Here is an 18,318-nt window from a genome sequence, read left to right as displayed (position 1 = left end):
GAACGCGGCGACCCTCTCCCGGCCTTCAGGCCAACCATCCTATCAGGAGGTCGCCCGATGAGTGGAAGTCATACAAGCGGCCACAGGCAGCGGCGGCATTCCCCTTCATCGTCCAGGAGTTGCCAATGGGATTCGCGGGCTTTCTGGCCTTCATCGCTCTCGCCGTGCTTTTGGGGCGGAAGGCATGGCTTCTCGTCACGCTCGCCATCGCCGTGTTCCTGGCCTTCGCAGTTCCAGTCCAGTTCTTCCTGATCGTTGCAGGGAGCTTCGCCGTCACCCTGCTCGGAGCTGTCGTCTGGGCCGTTCTCGCCCGGCGGAACGGGGCACGCGCACGCTCCGGCGGCGATGGAGACGGCTAGGGCGGTGACAGACGGAAAACGCGCTTGCCATGCCTCCGCCGGCGCAGCAACACGCGCCCTACCATCCTCCCCCAGGTCTGCGACGGTCTCTACGCCGGGGAAGGGTCATCCCTGCACCGTGAAACTTGGCAATCGACGTCCATCGGTTGTAACCATTCCGTCTGGAGCATCCACCCAAATCGAGTGGGCGGCTTCCGCCGTCTTCACGCAAACCACCGAGAGCAACCGTGAGCGAAGCCTTTCTTCCCGGTACCCGCGTCAAGGCCCGTGGTCTCGCGTGGGAGGTGGTGGAATGTGAGCCAGCCGGCGAGCAGAGCCGGCTGCGCCTGCGCTGTCTCGACGGAGAGTTGCGCGGCGAGGAGATCGACCTTCTGGTTCCCATGGAGCGGGTGGAGCCGAGACGGCGCGACTTCGGCCCCGAGAGGGCGGGCCGGCTGTCGGATTGGCGTCTCTATCATCAAGCCTATCTCCTGGAGCAGGAACTGGGTCCACGTGCCCTCTTGGCCGCGGAGCCGGGCCGACTCGATCCACAACCCTACCAGCTCGTTCCGGTGATGCGAGCGTTGGAAATGGGACGGCCGAGACTGATGCTGGCGGATGGCGTGGGCCTGGGCAAGACGGTCCAGGCCGGCATCGTCATCACCGAACTGATCGCCCGCCGCCGGACCCACCGCGTGCTCATCGTCTCTCCCGCTGGAACTCTGCTGGCGCAATGGGATCGGGAGCTTCGCACCCGATTCGGCCTACGCTTCACCACCATCGCCGATTGGGGAAGCCTCCAGGAGGAGCGGCGGAAGCTGGAGCTCGGCGCCAATCCCTTCAACGCCACGGCCTTCTGTCTCACCTCGATCGACTTCGCCAAGCAGGAGAAGGTGCTCCAGGATCTGGAGCGGTCGACCTGGGACCTAATTATCATCGACGAGGCGCACCATTGCACGCGCGTGGCTGGCGAGGAGCGGGAAGACTCCCAGCGCCGTCGGCTCGCGGAAGCGCTCGCCCGTATCGCCGACGGGCTCCTTCTCCTGACGGCCACGCCCCACGACGGATACGACGCGCATTTCGCATCGCTGCTGGAGTTGCTGGACCCGAGCCTCGTGGACGGCCGCGGGGGCCTGCGTGGCGACGCCTACCGGCGGAACGTGATCCGCCGTCTGAAAAGCCACCTTCACAAGCCGGGCACCACCGACCCGATGTTCCCAACGCGGGAAGTCGCCCCTTGCCCGGTCGCCCCCAATCCCGACGAGCGCCCAGCCTTCGCGGCGTTTCAGCGGGCGCTTCTGGAGTTCGTTTCGCCGCGCCTCCGCCGGGCGTTGCGCGAGAAGCGATACGCGGAGGTCTTGGCCTTTGTGACGCTGCTGAAGCGCTCCGTGTCCACCGTGCGCGCGGTGCGCAACACCCTGGAGCGCGTGGGCGAGCGGTACGAGCGCCTGCGTGAGGAATCCGCCGGATTGGTGCAGGCGCGGCAGGATCGGCTGCGCACGCTGCGCGAATACCGCCGCCGTATGGAGCGTTTTGGCACTCTGACCTTCGAGGAGGAGGAGGACCAAGCCTCCCTGGAGGCGGAAGACATCGCTCAGGAGTTGCTGGAAGCCGGCGGCGAGGAATTGGACGCGGTGATCCAAGCCTCGGAGCGGGACCGCCGACGGGCCAGGGCCGACCACGGCCGGTTCGACAAGGCGTGGGACGCGGTGCAGGCGCTGATCGATCTGGCCGATCTGGCAATGCCGGAAGACCCGAAACTCCCCGCCCTCGTCGCGCGGATCGCCGAGATCCGCCAGAGCGAGCCTGACGCCAACGTGCTCGTCTACACCGAGTACACCGACAGCCAGGATGCGGTCGTCGATTTCCTGGCCCGCGCCGCCGCGGAAGGCGTCTTGTCCGGGCGCGTCGAGCGGATTAGCGGCCGCGACAGCGACGAGGCCCGCACGGCCATTACCGGACGCTTCACGGACGAGGATGGCATCGTGCTGGTCAGCACCGACGCGACGGCGGAGGGTCTGAACCTGCACGAGCGTTGCCATCACCTGATCCATCTGGAACTGCCTTACAACCCGAACCGCCTCGAGCAGCGCAACGGCCGCATCGACCGGTACGGCCAGACACACACGCCGCAGGTCCGATACCTCTACATGACCGGAACATTCGAAGAACGGCTGCTGCTGCGGCTGATCGCGAAGTACGAGCGCCAGCGCGCCAGCCTGACCTTCATGCCGAACACGCTGGGCGTGCTGGCCGACGAGAGCCAAACCGCCACCGTCCGTCTGCTGCAGGGGCTGGCGGAGGAACAGGGCTTGCTGTTTCAACACGCCAATACGGAGCTGAAACACCTGGAGCAGGTGGACGACGGTTCGACCACCGTGGCCTATCAGGAGATGCTGGCCGAGGTCGATCGCGCCATCGCCGGGTACGAGAGGGCCGGGAAGACCCACAACTGGTATCTGGAGTCCGGGCTGAACGCCGAACAGCGCACATTGGACGCCGCGGACGAGGCGTTGCGGCGGGGCGTGGCCGTGAACGGCACGCCCGACCTTGTCGCCTTCGTCCGCGATGCCATCGAATCCGAGGTTGGAACGGGCAACACGCTGGCGGACGGGGGGGACGGCGTGCTGACGCTGTCGGTCCCCAGCGATTGGGCGGCCGGGCTCGACGGCCTTCCCGGCTTCGAGCGTGAAACGCGCCAGCTGCGCTTCAGCCGCGACCGCACCCGCATGCATGATGCGCAGAAGCGGGCGCTCGGCTACATCGGGCGGGCGCACCCCCTGTTGCGCCGGGCCATCGATCGCGTACGGCGCATCGAATCCCTGGGCACGGCTGACCTGCTCGACCGCCGCGTCAGCGTCGCGCTGGCGGACCCCGGCGCGCCGGCGGCGCTTCTGCTGACCTTCGTGGGAACGGTGCGGAGCCCGCTTGGCGTCGAGTACCAGCGCGTGATCGCTGTCCGGGTGACAGCGGAAGGCGATCCCGAAGTGCTCGGCGAAAGCCCTGAGTGGATCCGCTTCGCCGACGACCGGAGGGCGCGTTCGGGGCGTGGTGTATGGGAGAAGCGCTTCGCCGGCTGGGTGCCCACGCGGCAGAATGCGGCCTTCGAGGCCGCAGCACTGGCCTTCCGGACGCTGACCGACGTATTTGTCGAGGAGCACCGGGCGCGTACGGAGCGTGACCGGCAGGATCTCGCCCTGTGGGTCCGTCTGCGGGCCAACGACCTGTGCGGGGCGGCGCAGCCAACCACAGGCGACCTGTTCGCCCCGGCAGACGGCCGTGGCGCATGGCAAAGCCTGACCGACCCGGTGCAGCGGCTCGCCGCGTTCGCAGTGGATCGGGAGCCTTCACCGCGCCAGCGGACCGAGGCGGAGGCGGTCGTCAAGCTCTACAAGCAGCGCCTGGACGAGATCGAACGGAGGGGACGCCTCACCATCGAGCGCCCGCAGGCAGTCGGTATGCTGATGCTGGTTCCCTCGGAGGCATGACGTGAACAAGACGGGTTTCCTTTCCGACTGCACGGTGTTCGGCCCGGCGCTGCCGGAACCTTTCGTCCGTTTCGAGTTGGAATCCTATCTCGGGCGGGCCGGACTGCTGCCGAAGACAACCGGGGACGAGGGCCGGGCGCTTCAGGCCCGGTGGGAGGCATACCGGCGCCGGATCAAGTCGCTCAGCGCCGGCGGCAAGGAGCGCGTGTACAACCAGATCGTGATGCCGCTGGTGGAGCCGCTGGGCTACACCCGGTTGCAGCGTCAGGACCCTGTCCGCACCCGCGAAGGGGACGAGGACGGCGGATCCACCTTGGTCACCGACGACGGTGCCACCCTTCTGCGCGTCTGGACGGTCGCGCTGGGCACCGATCTGGACGCGCCGTCGCGCCGGGGCACGGCCTACAGATTCAGCCCCAGCCGCAGCGCGCAGCGCGTCCTGCTGACCAAGGGCGAGCGGCTGGGGCTGCTGACCGACGGGGCCGAGCTGCGCCTGCTGCTCTGCGATCCGGCGCGGCCCGACAGCCACATCACGATCCCGCTCCAGGGGAACTCCGGCTGGGAGCGTCAGCGCAAGGCGCCGGATTCCTTCCGGGTGCTGCTGGCGCTCGCCTCGCCGCGCGGCGTGAGGGCGGTGCCGGAGCTGACCGAGGCCGCCCGGCAGGCCCAGACCCGCGTCACCGGCGAGTTGCGCAAACAGGCCAAGACCGCGGTCATCGAGTTCATCCAGGCCCTGTTGGACCACGAATCCAACCGCGCAGTGCTCGCCGCCGTGGAACCTGCGAAGCTGCCGGTGAAGCTGTGGGAGGAAGGGCTGACGCTGGTCTATCGGCTGCTGTTCATCCTGAAGATGGAAAGCTCGGCCGATCCGGCGCGCGCCTTCAGCTTCGCGACCTCCGGCCTTTGGCGGCGCACCTACTCGCCCACCGGCAGCGCGATGGAGGGGTGGGTGCGCCGGCGCCTCGACCGCGGCACCGACACGGGGCAGGCACTGGAATGTGGGCTGCGCACCCTTTTCCATATCTTCCGCAATGGCCTGCGCGTCGCCGAGATGAACGTCGCGCCGCTGGGCGGCATGCTCTTCGGCCGCCGCGCCACGCCGCTGCTCGACAGCCTGCACTGGGGCGAGGATGCGGTGGCCCACCTGCTGGACCGGCTGCTGTGGACGGACGGCGCATCGGGGCGGGAACGCGTGCATTACGGCCCGCTGGACGTCGAGGATCTCGGCCGTGTCTACGAGGCGTTGATCGAGCTGGATCCGGGCGTCACCACTGAGCCGATGGTCCGTCTGCGCCGAGCCAAGCTGGAGGTCGTGGTGCCGGAGGCGGCGGCGGAGCCCTACCGCGGGGCGGAGACGGCCGCCGAACCGCCAGGCGACGACGAGGATGCCATCGAGGAGGGGGCCGAGGACGAGGAGGACGGCGAGGAGGATGCGCCGGCCCCGCGCGCGGGCCGCGGCGGCGGGACCCGGGTGACGTGGATCGAGCGGATCCCCGCCGGCCGCTTCTACCTGCGTGTCGGGCTGGGGCGGAAGTCCAGCGGTTCCTACTACACGCCGCATCCCTTCGTCCGCTTCCTGGTGCAGGAAGCGCTGGAGCCGCAGGTCCGCCGCCTCAGCCTGGCGGACGACCCCGACCCCGCCGCCCTGCTGGCGCTGAAGGTGCTCGACCCCGCCATGGGCAGCGGGCATTTCCTGGTGGAGGCCTGCCGCTACCTGGGTGACAAACTGTACGAGTCCTGCCGTCTGTGCGACGAGCGCGCGGCCGACGCGGAGCGCGGAGCGGCCGACGCCACGGACGCGGAGGAGAAGGCGGCGCTGCTGCAACGGGCCGCGGAACTGCGTCGGCGGGTGGAGGCGCTGCCGGACCCGAAGGACGAGTTGGTCGCCTATCTGCCCAGCCGCTCGGTGGAGGGATCGGACAGCGGCCTGTCGCAGAAGCGGGCGGAGGCTCTGTGCCGCCGTCTGGTGGCCGTCCACTGCTTGTACGGCGTGGACCGCAACCCGCTGGCGGTGGAGCTGGCGAAGCTGGCGCTGTGGCTGGAATCCTACGCGGAGGGGCTGCCGCTCACCTTCATGAACCATCGGCTGGTGGTGGGCGACAGCCTGACCGGCCCGTTCTTCGAACATCTGCTGACCCAACCCGTGTCGGGCAAGGCGGTCAACACGCTCTTCGCCCAGACGCTGGAGCAGCGCATGCGCGCCGCGTTGGCCGACGCGCTGGTCCACGTGCGGCGGCTGAACGGCAGCATCGGCAAGGACATCGCCGACCTGGAGCAGAAGCAGGCGGCGTACGCCGCACTGCTCGCAGCGCTGGCCCCGCTGCGCAAGCTGGGCGAGCTGTGGAGCGGCGCCGTCATGCTGGGGGAGAAGGCGGCTGACCGGGTGTACGAGCGCGCCGTGCAGGCCTTCGCCGACACCGGGACGCTGCCGGCGGCGGAGCTGGCGACCGACGAGCTGGCGCTGCGGATGCTGGAGGCCGGGGGCGGCGGGGTGATGTTCGACTTGGCCTTCCCCGAGGTTTTCCACCCCGACGGCGGGCCGGAGCGTACCGGCGGGTTCGACGCGGTGCTGGGGAACCCGCCGTGGGACAAGATGCTGCCGGCCGCCAAGGAGTTCTTCGCCGGCTATGACCTTCGCGTGCTCGATGCGCCAACCAAGCGCGAGCGGAAGGAGGTGACGGAACGCCTGTCCGCCGATCCCGCCATCGCGGAGCGCCATGCCCGCTACATGGAAGGCTTCCGCCGGATGGAGCGGGTGATCAAGCGGCTCTACCGGTGGCAGACCGCGATTGTTGACGGGAAAAAGACGATCGGTCCGAAAGACGTCTACAAGCTTTTCCTCGAGCGTGACGCCGACATCGTTGCGTCCACCGGGCGCATCGGTCAGGTGGTGCCATCCGCCTTCCATGCCAACGAGGGGGCGACGGGAATCAGACACCTTTACCTCGAGCAACTGAGGATGCAGTGCTGCTATTCCTATGAAAATTCAAAAAAACTTTTTGAAATTCACCGTAGCTTCAAATTTGCCGTGGTTGTGGCAACCGCAGAACCGATTGGCAACGGATCTTTCCCTTGCGCTTTCTATGTCCATGACCTGGATTGGTTGTTCTCCGAGCGGACGACCTTGACTTATGACCGCAGGTTCATTTCGGCTGCGGGCGGAGCCTACCTGACATTCCCCGAATTGCGCAGCGAGCGGGATCTGCGCCCGACCCAGCAGCTCTACGCCAAGGGGCGCCATTTCGGCCATGTGGCCTCGACGGTAAGGCTCGACCTCGGTCGCGAACTCCACATGACCGATGACTCCGAACGGTTCGTGCCCACGCAGAATACGCTCGGCAACGCGATGGATCCGCGCCATCCGGAGATCGCGGCGGATCTGCTGGACGAAGGCTATCTGCCGCTGCACGAGGGAAAGACCTTCCATCAGTTCGACGACCGATGGGACGAGCCGCCACAGTACCTCATCCCCATCAAGAAGGTCAGCGACAAGCCCAACTGGCTGGCAGCCGCGAGTTACTATCGATTGACGTTTCGGGATATTGCTCGTTCAACCGACGAACGCACCGGCATATTCACTATCATTCCTCCCGGTTTCATCGTCGGGAACACGGCGCCATGCGAACGCTCGCCGTGGAACCGCCCAACGAGTGTGACGCTGTTCACCTGCGCCGTCGCCAACACGCATGCGTTCGACTGGCCCCTCCGCCAGAAGGCGGCGGCCCATGTCAATCTGTTTATCCTGAACCAGTGCCCGGTCCCTGACCTGGACGAATCCGGACGCCGGCTGGCGGTGCATGCCGCCCTCCGCCTCGTCTGCAACCACGCGGGCTACGAGGCCCTCTGGCGCGACCAGCTCGGCGCCCACTGGCGCGAGGGCTCGCCCCCGTTCACCTGGCCTGTGCTGGCGGGCGACGATGCGCGCTGGCACCTGCGCGCGGCGGTGGACGCGGTGGTGGCAAAGGCCTACGGGCTCGACCGCGACGACTACGCCCACATCCTGTCCAGCTTCAGTCACCGCTCCTATCCCGAAGCGCCCGGGCTCTGCCTCGCCGCCTTCGACGAGCTGGAGGCGAAGGGGCTGGACGCCTTCGTGCGCGATCATGATCCCTATTGGGACGTCCCGTTGAACGAGACCCTGCCCAAGCCGGCGATCGATCTCGTCTCCCGCATCCTGCCCCCCGCCCCGGCGGGCGCGCCGCCCGTCGACCGGGCCGGGCAATACAGCCTGCTGGCGCGCGACGACGGTCCGCTTTTCGCCGCACTCTCCAGCCTGCCCGCGGATGCGGGGGCATCGCCGGCGCCGAGGCCTCGCAAGCGGAACGGCGACGGCGGCGAGGCCTACGCCGCCATCCTGCGCCTGCTCGGCACGAAAAATCCCATCACCTCGGCCGATGCGCAGGCGGCCACCGGGCTCGATTCAAGACGGGTCGGCCCGCTCCTCAAGCGCCTCGTCGCCGAAGGGCACGCGCGCGTCGAAGGGCAGGCGCGCGGCACCACCTATCACCGGCTTTCAACCCCGCAAATCCCGCCTACGGAAGGCTGACCGATGACGCTCCATCCCATCGCCGTTGTCAACCACGTCATCGCCGAGTACCGCAACCACGTCAGCACCGAATTCCGGGCGCGGGACGAGCGGCTCCGGGCGGCCCTGCAGTCGGAGCTGGACCGGCCGCTGTTCCTGGCGCAGTATCCCTTCTTCCAGGCCCACCGCCCGTTCAAGGAAGGCCGCCCCTGGCGCGACCTGGGGCTCGACGCCCGCCTCGCCCGCGTGATGGAGGAGCGCAGCCAATCCCCCCACGCCTATTTGCACCAGAGCGAGGCCATCGAGCACCTGCTGGGGCCGTCCGCCGGCCCGCTGGCGGTCACCACCGGTACCGGCTCCGGCAAGACCGAATGCTTCCTGCTGCCGGTCATCCAGAACGCCATCGAGGATTCGAGCCGGTTCCAGGGCCGCCCCGGCATCACCGCGATCCTGGTCTATCCCATGAACGCCCTGGCCAACGACCAGGAGGAGCGGATCAACGACTATCTCGCGCGATCCGGCCATACCCACGTGAAGGTCAGGCGCTACGACCGCTCCACCAAACAGGACGAGCGCGAGGCGATGCGGCGCAACCCGCCGCACATCCTGCTGACCAACTACATGATGCTCGAATACCTGCTGGTCCGCGCCGCCGACCGGGAGGATCTGTTCGCCGACCACCGCTGCCACTTCGTGGTGCTGGACGAGGTGCACACCTACCGCGGCAGCCTGGGCGCCAACATCGCGCTGCTGCTGCGGCGCCTCCACGAACACCTCCGCCGCGCACGCCAGGAGTGGCGGACGGGGGACCGCACGGACAGCCGGCGCTTCCCGGAGCCGGTGACCGTCGCCACCTCGGCCACCATCAAGAGCGTTGATGAGGCTGGCCGCCGGCCGGATGAGGTCCGGCGCCTGCGTGACGAGGCGGTGCAGCAGTTCCTGTCCTCGCTCACCGGTCTGCCGCCGGACGGCATCCGCGTGCTGGGCGAAGAGTTGCAGGACCTGCATCTGCCCAACGGCACGCGCTGGCCCGCCGAGCCGGCTGCCATCACCATGCAGGATCCCCACGACCCGGCCCAACTGCGGTTGGCATTGGCCGCCCACGCAGGCGGCGACGATCCGGCCGTGGACCTCGCCGGACTGGCCGCACGCGCCGGAATCCTGTGGATGCTGGGCGACATGCTCGCGCGCAAGCCCATGTCGGTGGAGGAGATCGCCGAGCGCATCATCGCCGATGTGCCCGAGCGCCACGGCGCGCAGCCCGACGCCGTCCGCCGCGAGGTCGAGTCGGCGCTCGCCGTGGGCGCGGCCCTGCCCGACGAGGTGCATGGCGCGTTGCGCCTGCGCACCCACCGCTTCATCCGAGGGGGGTGGCGCTTCCACCGCTGCGTCGATCCCGCCTGCGGGCGGCTGCATCCGATGGGTGAGGAGGAATGCGCGAGCTGCGGCAGTCCGGCGGCCCCGCTGCTGGTGTGCCGCAACTGCGGCGCCGACACGCTGCGCTTCCGGCCCCGCCTGGCCGACACCACCGATCCGCAGGCGGGGCTTGCGCCCTACAACGAGCGGACCCGCTGGCAGGAATGGATCCTCTACGACCTCGCCCGTTACGACGATCTTCTGGACGACAACGACGCGCTGGTCGCCGGCACGCGACAGATGCGCGGGGAAACGGTCCGCAGCGGATCCTTCGAACCCACGACCTGCAGCTATTCGGACGACCCTGCCACCTATCCGATGCGGGTGGCGCTTGCGCCGGCACGAAACACCTGTCTGGTCTGCGGCGGCTCCGCGGGTCCGCGCGACGTGGTGACCCCGGTGTCGCTCGGCACCTCCGCGGCCGTGCGCGTGCTGAGCGAAAGCCTCGTCGAGAAGCTGGCGCAGGAGAATGCCGGACGGCCCGGCCATGACGGCAAGGAACGGCTGCTCGTCTTCGCCGACAGCCGCCAGGACGCCGCCCATCAGGCGCGCTTCATCACCTATGCCGGCCGCTACGACCGGATGCGCCGCCGACTTGTCGACCTGCTTGCCGAAAGGCCCCTGTCCATCAACGAGGCGGTGCGCGGCCTGATGGTGGAGGGTGTGAGGCACCGCGACAATCCCCACATGGGCAATCGTGACGACGCCGACCTGCTGCCACGGCCGGTCCAGGAACGGGCCCGCGCGTGGGAGGAGGCTCCGCTCCTCGACGACCTCGCGTTGGGCGCCGGTTACCGGGCCACCATCTTCAACCTTGGCCTGGTCGGCGTGCGCTACGACAAGCTCGATCGCCACGTCGCGCGGAATGGCCGCCCAATCGCAGTGGCGCTGGGCATCGACGACCGCCAGCTCCTTCATGTCTGTCAAGCGGTTCTGGACGAGATGCGGCGGCGCGGTGCGCTCTCGCGCCCCATGCTTCGCTACCACCCGGCAAGTCCAACCTGCCCGGACGACTTCCGCGAGCCCGCCGACTGGGAACGCCGGATCAAAGCGCCGAACGGCTACGCCTGCGACGAGCAAGGCAATCCGGTCGCGAATATCGATCTGGCGGAGCTGCCGGCCGGTATTCGCGGCAACAATTTCTGGCGTCGCGAGCGCACCGGCGGTCGCGGCCCCAGCCTAGAACGGCGACTGAAGCATCTGGTCGCGCGTTTGGCCGGCGTGCAGCGGCGTCCAGGGGATGATGAAAGCGGCGTGCAGCAGCACCACTTGCTCGAACTCATCGAGTTCCTGAAGGACGGTCCCGGCTTCATCACCGCCGTGCCGCTGTACGGATTCCGCGCCGTCCGGACGCTGCTCCAGGTGAACGAGGAGGCCATCCTGCTGGAGCGGCTGGATCCGACGAACCGGTTCCGCTGCAACGTGTGCAACGTGCGCATGCCATTCGCCGAAACCGGCCTGCCGTGCCCCGCCTGCCGCGGAACCCTGGAGCGGATCCCGGACGAGGAACTCGGTGAAAACCGGTACGTCCGCCGCATCCGCAACCACAGCTTCCGTCCCCTGATCGCGGGCGAGCACACGGCCCAGGTCACGAGCGACGGCCGCATCGATCTGGAGCAGAAGTTCAAGTCGGGTCCGAATGTTTCACCGGTTAACGTGCTGGCCTGCTCTCCGACCCTGGAGATGGGCATCGATGTCGGCGGTCTCGACGCGGTGGTGCTTCGCAATGTGCCGCCCCGCCCCGACAACTACGCCCAGCGCGGCGGGCGCGCCGGTCGCCGGACGCGGGTCGGGGTCGTGGTGGGGTATGCCCGCAGCACCCCGCACGATGCCTATTTCTTCGACAAGCCGCGGGAGATGATCGCCGGCGAGGTGCCGAGCCCAGGGATCGGCCTCGCCAACCGCGACGTCCTGCGCCGGCATCTGAACGCCATCCTGTTCGGCCTTGCCGATCCGCCACTGGCCGGCCGCATGTTCCGCTATCTCGACAACATGGGGGAACTGCGGCGAGAGGCGGTCGACGAGCTGCTCGCCGCCCTGGAGGCGCGTCGGCACCAAGCGGCCACCATTGCTTGGGAGGGGTTCGGCCCATTGGTGCTCGAAGAGGCCGGCTACCGGTCGGTGGAGGACATCGTCGCGGAATACCGGACCCTGCCGGAGCGGATCGGCGAGCTTCTGCAGCGCACGAGCCTTCAGATCAAGCGCCTGCGCGAGGCGACGAGCCGCTGGTACGAGAACCTGAACCAGGATCGCCGGGCCATGCATGCAGCACGGCTGATCAACCGCATCCTCGGCATCCCCGACGATGACCGCCGTGCCGGAGAGGAGGCCGACGACCGCAGTGCCGGCAATCCGATGCGGCGCTTCGCCGAATTCGGCATCCTGCCCGGCTATGAGTTTCCCAACGCGCCCTGCACGCTGCGCCTGCTCCGCGACGACGACGAGGCCGAGCCGATCGCCGTGGAACGCCGCTTCGGCATCTCTCAGTACCAGCCGGAGGCCCCGGTCCACGCCCGCGGCCACCGCTGGCGGGTGGACGGGTTGGACCTGTCGTCACCATGGAATCCGAAGGGGACCGAGCCGAGCTGGATCTACTTCCGCTGCGGGGACTGCGGCCTTCGCTACGACGCGCAGGAGCCGCTCTGTCCGCGGTGCCGATCCGGCAACCGCAGTTGCCCCGCCGACGGTGTCCGCGGATACGAGTTCGGCGGCTTCATCGCTAAGCGTGACGACAGCCCCGTGCTGGAGGAGGAGGACCGGTTCGCCAGCGCCGCCCTGGTCACCTGCCATCCGCAACGCAACGGCCGTGTCGTCGCCCGCTATGGCGTCGGAAGCGGCTGGCGCCTGGAAGTCAGGCGCGGGGAGGATGTGCACTGGGTCAACGAGGGACGCGGGCCGACCGACCGCGACCGGGAACTCGCGGTTCCCCTGCTGCTCGACGATGCCCGCGGCTACCATGTCTGCCCGAGTTGCGGGCGCATCCTGACCATCCCCGAAGGCGAGGCGCGTCCTGCCAGAGGCCGGCGGCGCCCCGCCCAAGCCGAGGGACGGGATCTGTACGGGCATGCCCAGGGCTGCGAGCGGGCCAACCAGCGGCCACAGCCGCTGGCCCTGGTCGCCCGTTCGGCAGCGACCACGCTCCGTCTGCTCGTCGACCTGCCGGACGAGGTGAACGACGCCGACTACAAGCAATGGGGCCATTCCCTGGCGGCGGCCCTGCGCGCCGGCCTTCGTCACCTCTACATGCTGGACGGTGCCGAGATCGACGCCGAACTCGAGCACCATTGGACGGAGCGGACCGATGGCGGCGCTCGCCGTCTCGGGGCGATCACCTTCATCGACGCCGCGGTCGGCGGGACGGGATTTCTCGAGCGGGCGGCGCGGGAGATGCATCTGGTCGCCGCCCGGGCGCTGGACCATCTCGACCACCCCAACTGCCAGTCGGCCTGCTACCGCTGCCTGAAGTCCTACCAAAACCAACGGTTCCACGAGCACCTGCACTGGCCGCGCATCGAAGCCGATGTCGCCGCCCTGGCCGCCGCCGCGCCGACCCCGGTTCCCTTGGCCGCGGCCGACACCGACGATCCCCGGCCCTGGCTGGATGCCTACGCCGAAGGGGTCGGGTCGCCGTTGGAACTGCGCTTCCTGGCGCTGTTCCGCAAGCATGGCTTGGCTGTGGACAAACAGGTGAGGCTCAGCGCCGACCCGGGTGGACCCTGCATCACGGTCGCCGACTTCGTGATTACCGGCACGCGGGTTGCGATCTACGTGGACGGCGCGTCCTTTCACACGGGGGAGAACTTGCGCCGCGATCGCTTCATCCGCGATCGCCTCCGCAACGGCTCCATCCGCTACATCGTCGAGGAATTGACGGCCAGGGACCTTCAGCGCGGCGGGACGCTGGTCGAAGCGCTCAGGCGTCTTGGGGAGGAGCACCCGGCTGCGTGATCCTCCCCGCATCCCTCGACAACCGCAAAGGCTCAGGAAGAAGGCCCGCAGTGAACCGCACGTTCTCATACTCGTTCGAACCCGCCGCCCAGGATCCGGTAAAGGCCGTGACCGTCGAGCTGGACGTGGCGGATATCGAGATGGCTGGCATCAAGGAGATACTCCAAACACCGGGCGCCACCATGTCCACGTGGTCGTTGCTCGACGCACTTCTCGAGCCGACCGGCCCCATGACTCCCTTCGTGTTCCGTGAGCCTCTGGGTCAGGCACGCGAAGTGAAGGTGGCCATGTCGGGTCTGTTCGGGCGGTTCGTAGCCCGCGCCTATCTGGAACGGTACTTTCACCTGTCGATCTTCACGCATCTCGGCCGCCGCGATATCACACTCGATGGACGTCGGCAGGTGACCATTGAACGGACGCAGACAGGCGACCTGCCGGACTGGATTGCATGCAGCGCCGGTCTTGCCGATATCACGATCGCCGAGGCCAAGGGATGCCATGACGGCAGGGGGCCTTACGAGGCATTGGATCGTGCGTGGAATCAGGTTCACCGCGTTGAAATTCAGTCCCAGGGCGGCCGCCTTCCTGTGAAGCGGATCGCGGTCGCTACACGTTGGGCCTCGGCTGTCGGCGGCAAGGCCGATCCCATCATGGCTGTAAGGGACCCGACGGACGACGGAGACATCGATGATCCGGACATCATCGCTGCGGCGTGCATCGGACTGGCACGGCGCCACGTGGCAAGCCTGATCAGGCCGCTCGGGTACGAACCGCTTGCCGATGTGCTGGTTGCCGCGTCTTCCCTTGCCTTGGAGAGTTCCCGGCAGGCAGCCCGCCATACTCTGGACCAATCCGATGTTCGCGGGCTCGATACCTTCGGTATTCCCGACCTGCAGGGAGACCTGCTCGGAGGTTTCGTCACGAAAGCCGGGCCGTTGAGGGACAAGGACCTGTCCCTCGTCGACCAGGATGTACTGCGCAGGCTGGATCTGAAGCCATTGTTCATCGGGGTTGAACGCGAACTCGTGGAAGCTCTGATCGACGACGATCCCGCGCCGGCCCGCAAACGGCTCAAGGAGGTTCGGGCGCCGCAAGCGGGATTGCGGACGGATGGCAGCGGAATCAACATCATCGATTTGACGCCTGTCGATCGAGGCCCGATCAGTGGGTCATGAGCCCCTTCGGTTGTCGGTTCCGTCAGGCCTCGCGCCAGGAACGGCGAGTGGGCGCGGCGAGGCCGTCCACCGGTGCAGTTGGTTTGGCGACGGCGAGCATGTCGCGCAGAGCAGTGTCAACGGAATCGAACGCTGGGCTCTGCAAAGTTTAATTTGGCTGATCAGAATTCGCACGTCGTGTGGTATGCAACCTTCAGTCCGCGGTTCACTCGGCGACCTCATCGGCTACCTGAACCGCCAATACCGCGAGGCGCTGGACCAGCGCTACCGGCGGCCGCAGCACGGCCCAGGGGCGGTTGGGCTCAAGGCGGGCCAGGGATAGACCGGCGGCGGCTGGCGCGAGACAACGCATCGCTCACGGAACCAAGGCGCCTCCAGCGTACGAACGGAAGCGAAAGAAAAAGCGGAATGCACATGTCCAATCATGCACACGCTCCGCCGTAGCCATCTGAATTAACACAAAAAATCCACCCCATCCATCAATGATGCAACAGTTACTGTCAAGCACTTGCCACTGCAATGGCTTCAGCGATGGTCGTGCAGACGTCTTCTGCCGCTGATAACAAAGCGGAGTCCGGCCGATGAACATACCGCGAGGTTACGCCGCGCCCCTTGTGCCCCAGAAGACCGGCAATCGTGGCGTCCGAATAACCGCGCTCCGACGCGATCGACGCGAACGTGTGCCGGAGAGCATGACGCCCAGCGTTGACGATGCTGGCAGTGGCCAGGATGCGGCGGATCTCGCGCTTGGTCCCTTGGTATGGACCTTCGCCCCTCGCCCCGGGGAAGACGTACGGCGAGGTGTCGACAAGCGGCTGTTGCTTCAGCACGTCGATGGCGCCGCAGCCAAGCGGGCGCAGGCTTTTGCCGGTCTTGCTGTCTTCCAGCCGCAGGCAGCGCTGTGCCAGGTCGACTTCTGACCAACGGAGATGTGTCAACCGGCATCGGAATGGGCCCTGGATCGGCTCCGAAAAGGGACCCCCTGAGTGCGTGAGCGGGTCGTCCAGGTCGTCCACAGGAGGGCCCCGCGCGCGCGGAGTGCTCTCCCTACAGCAACGGAGCGGCGCGCGCGGGAGGTGCCTGTGGGCCCACCTGGGCGCCCCGCGGCAGGGGAGGAGACGCTGTTCAGGCGCGGTTCTTGAAACGCCAGCTCTCGTTGCCGGTCTCCAGGATCTCGCAGTGGTGGGTCAGTCGGTCGAACAGCGCCGTCGTCATCTTGGCGTCGCCGAACACGCTGGGCCACTCGCCGAAGGCCAGGTTGGTGGTCACGATCACCGACGTCTGCTCGTAGAGCCGGCTGATCAGGTGGAACAGCAGCTGGCCGCCGGACTGGGCGAACGGCAGGTAGCCCAACTCGTCCAGGATGATGAAGTCCATCCGGCTCAGGTGATCGGCCAGGCGACCCTGCCGGCCGCCCCGGGTCTCCGCCTCCAGCTTGTTCACCAGGTCGACGACGTTGAAGAAGCGCCCGCGTGCCCCGCCGCGGATGCAGGCGCGGGCGAGCGCGATGGCGAGGTGGCTCTTGCCGGTTCCCGTGCCGCCGATCAGCACGACGTTGCGCTGGTGGGCCAGGAACCCGCCGCCGGCCAGCTCGTGCACCAGCGCCGGGTTGATCGGCGTGCCGTCGAACACGAAGTCCTCGAGGTCCTTGGCCAGCGGCAGCTTGGCGATGGTGATCTGGTAGCGGATCGAGCGCGCCTGCTTCTCGGTGATCTCCGCCGTCAGCAGGTCGCCCACGACGCGCTGCGGCTCGTGCTGGCGCTTCACCGCGGTGGCGATCAGTTCGTCGTAGGCCGCCTTCATGCCGTAGAGCTTCAGCTCGCCCATGGCGGCCAGGATCTCGCAGCGTTCCATCACACACCTCTTCTCAGGCTGTCGTAGCGCGCGCAGTCGGCCTGCGGCTCGTGCTGGAGCCGCAGCGCCTCGGGCGTCAGGATGGTGATCGGCGCCGCCGGCTCGCGCTGGCGGGCCAGGATGTTGAGCACCACGCCGGCGGAGTGGACGCCGTGGTGCAGCGCCTCGGCGCAGGCCGCCTCCACGGCGGGGAGGCCATCGCTCAGCACGGCGGTGAGGATCTCCACCATCTGCCGGTCGCCGTCGGGAGCGGCGGCGAGCTTGCGGCGGACCCGCTCCAGGCTGGCCGGCAGCACCCAGTCCTTGAAGGGGGCGCCGTTGCGCAGCGCGCCGGGCTTGCGCGCCAGCACCGGCACGTAGTGCCAGGGATCGTAGACCGTCTGCTCACGCCCGAAGCAGCGCGGATGCTCGCCGACGATCCGTCCGCCCTGGCGCACCTCGATGCGGTCGGCGTAGGCGCGGATCTCGACGGGACGGCCGACGGCGCTCGCCGCGACGGAGTAGCGGTTGGTGTCGAAGCGCACCAGGCAGGTCTTGGACACCGAGGCCGGAACCGCATGGAAGCCGTCGAAGCGGCCGGCATAGGGAACCAGGCTCGGCCGCTCCGCCTCGAAGACCTCCCAGACGGTCTGCTCGCGCCGCTCGGGATGGCGGTGCGCCTTGGCGTAGGCGACGCAGCGGTCCATCAGCCAGGCGTTCAGCTCGTCGTAGCTCTTCATCCGCAGCCGCGGCGTGAAGAAGCGTTCGCGCACCAGCCCGACCTGGTTCTCGACCTGCCCCTTCTCCCAGCCGGACGCCGGCGTGCAGGCGACCGGCTCGACCAGGTAATGGCCGCACATCTGCAGGAAGCGGCGGTTGTAGGCGCGTTCCTTGCCGACGAAGATCGCATCGACGGCAGTCTTCATGTTGTCGTAGATGCCGCGCGTGCACGCGCCCTTGAAGAAGGCGAAGGCACGGTCGTGGGCGTCGAAGACCATCTCCTGGCTCTCGCGCGGGTAGGCGCGCACGAACAGCATGCGGCTGTGGCAGAGCCGGACGTGGGCGACCTTGACGGTGACCGGCACGCCGCCCAGCAGCACGCTCTCGTGGCTCCAGTCGAACTGGTAGGCCTCGCCGGGGGCGAAGCTCAGCGGCACGTAGGCCTGCGCGAGCGCCGCGCTGTTGTCCTGGCGCCAGGTCCTGGCGTAGCGGCGCACCGCGTCGTAGCCGCCGCTGTAGCCGGCGGCGCGCAGCTCCTCGAAGACGCGGATCAGTGTCAGACGCTCGCGCGGCGGCTTGGCCTCGTTGGCCTGCAGCAGGGCGTCGAGGTGATCGCGCCAGGGGCCGATCTTGGGCTGCGGCTGCGTGGTGCGGGTGTAGCGAAACTCGGTGGCGTCGGAGCGCAGCACCTTGCGCACGACCTTGCGCGACAGCCCCAGCTCGCGGCAGATCGCCTTGATGGACTTCCGCTGGACGAAGTAGGCCCGGCGGATCTTCGCGATTGTCTCCACGATCAGCATCCCGAGGCTGGCTCCCATGTCCCCCATGGAAGCCAATGTGGACCCGCCGTCCCCGGGGTCCCGATTGGGCGCCGA

General features: G+C 68.1%; 7 protein-coding genes and 1 pseudogene. 5 read left to right on the top strand and 3 right to left on the bottom strand.

The features are described 5' to 3' along the window. From ACSBPG_RS26060 to ACSBPG_RS26040, 5 genes are all read left to right on the top strand, one after another. Positions 1 to 359 (top strand): hypothetical protein (locus ACSBPG_RS26060; RefSeq protein ID WP_435540157.1); only part of this gene is annotated, 359 nt, incomplete at its 5' end. Between the two features lie 227 nt (positions 360 to 586). After that, positions 587 to 3,826: a helicase-related protein gene (locus ACSBPG_RS26055; RefSeq protein WP_435540156.1), complete on the top strand. Its 3,240-nt coding sequence runs from the start codon at positions 587 to 589 to the stop codon at positions 3,824 to 3,826. 1 nt (position 3,827) lies between these two features. Next, the gene (locus tag ACSBPG_RS26050; RefSeq protein ID WP_435540155.1) at positions 3,828 to 8,372 is read left to right on the top strand and encodes an Eco57I restriction-modification methylase domain-containing protein; all 4,545 of its coding nucleotides are present in this window, start codon (positions 3,828 to 3,830) and stop codon (positions 8,370 to 8,372) included. Positions 8,373 to 8,375: 3 nt separating this feature from the next. Beyond that, complete coding sequence (locus ACSBPG_RS26045) at positions 8,376 to 13,715, top strand: DEAD/DEAH box helicase (protein WP_435540154.1); 5,340 nt, start codon at positions 8,376 to 8,378, stop codon at positions 13,713 to 13,715. A 50-nt stretch (positions 13,716 to 13,765) separates the two neighbouring features. Further along, complete coding sequence (locus tag ACSBPG_RS26040; protein WP_435540153.1) at positions 13,766 to 14,890, top strand: hypothetical protein; 1,125 nt, start codon at positions 13,766 to 13,768, stop codon at positions 14,888 to 14,890. 500 nt (positions 14,891 to 15,390) lie between these two features. Here the strand turns inward: ACSBPG_RS26040 and ACSBPG_RS26035 are convergent, their stop codons facing one another. The 3 genes and pseudogenes from ACSBPG_RS26035 to istA form a co-directional block, all read right to left on the bottom strand. After that, positions 15,391 to 15,906, bottom strand: coding sequence for a tyrosine-type recombinase/integrase (locus tag ACSBPG_RS26035; RefSeq protein ID WP_435540152.1), 516 nt, complete (start codon positions 15,904 to 15,906; stop codon positions 15,391 to 15,393). A 109-nt stretch (positions 15,907 to 16,015) separates the two neighbouring features. Beyond that, positions 16,016 to 16,744, bottom strand: a complete 729-nt coding sequence (istB, locus tag ACSBPG_RS26030) for an IS21-like element helper ATPase IstB (RefSeq protein ID WP_435540151.1) — start codon at positions 16,742 to 16,744, stop codon at positions 16,016 to 16,018. Between the two features lie 8 nt (positions 16,745 to 16,752). Beyond that, positions 16,753 to 18,243: pseudogene (gene istA / locus ACSBPG_RS26025) on the bottom strand (IS21 family transposase); the annotation flags it as partial. Between the last annotated feature and the right edge of the window lie 75 nt (positions 18,244 to 18,318).

The sequence above is a fragment of the Azospirillum sp. ST 5-10 genome (assembly GCF_051225715.1).
In the GTDB taxonomy this organism is placed as follows: domain Bacteria; phylum Pseudomonadota; class Alphaproteobacteria; order Azospirillales; family Azospirillaceae; genus Azospirillum.
The sequence above is the reverse complement of the archived record's forward strand: the minus strand, read 5'-3'. Positions and strand labels throughout refer to the sequence as shown.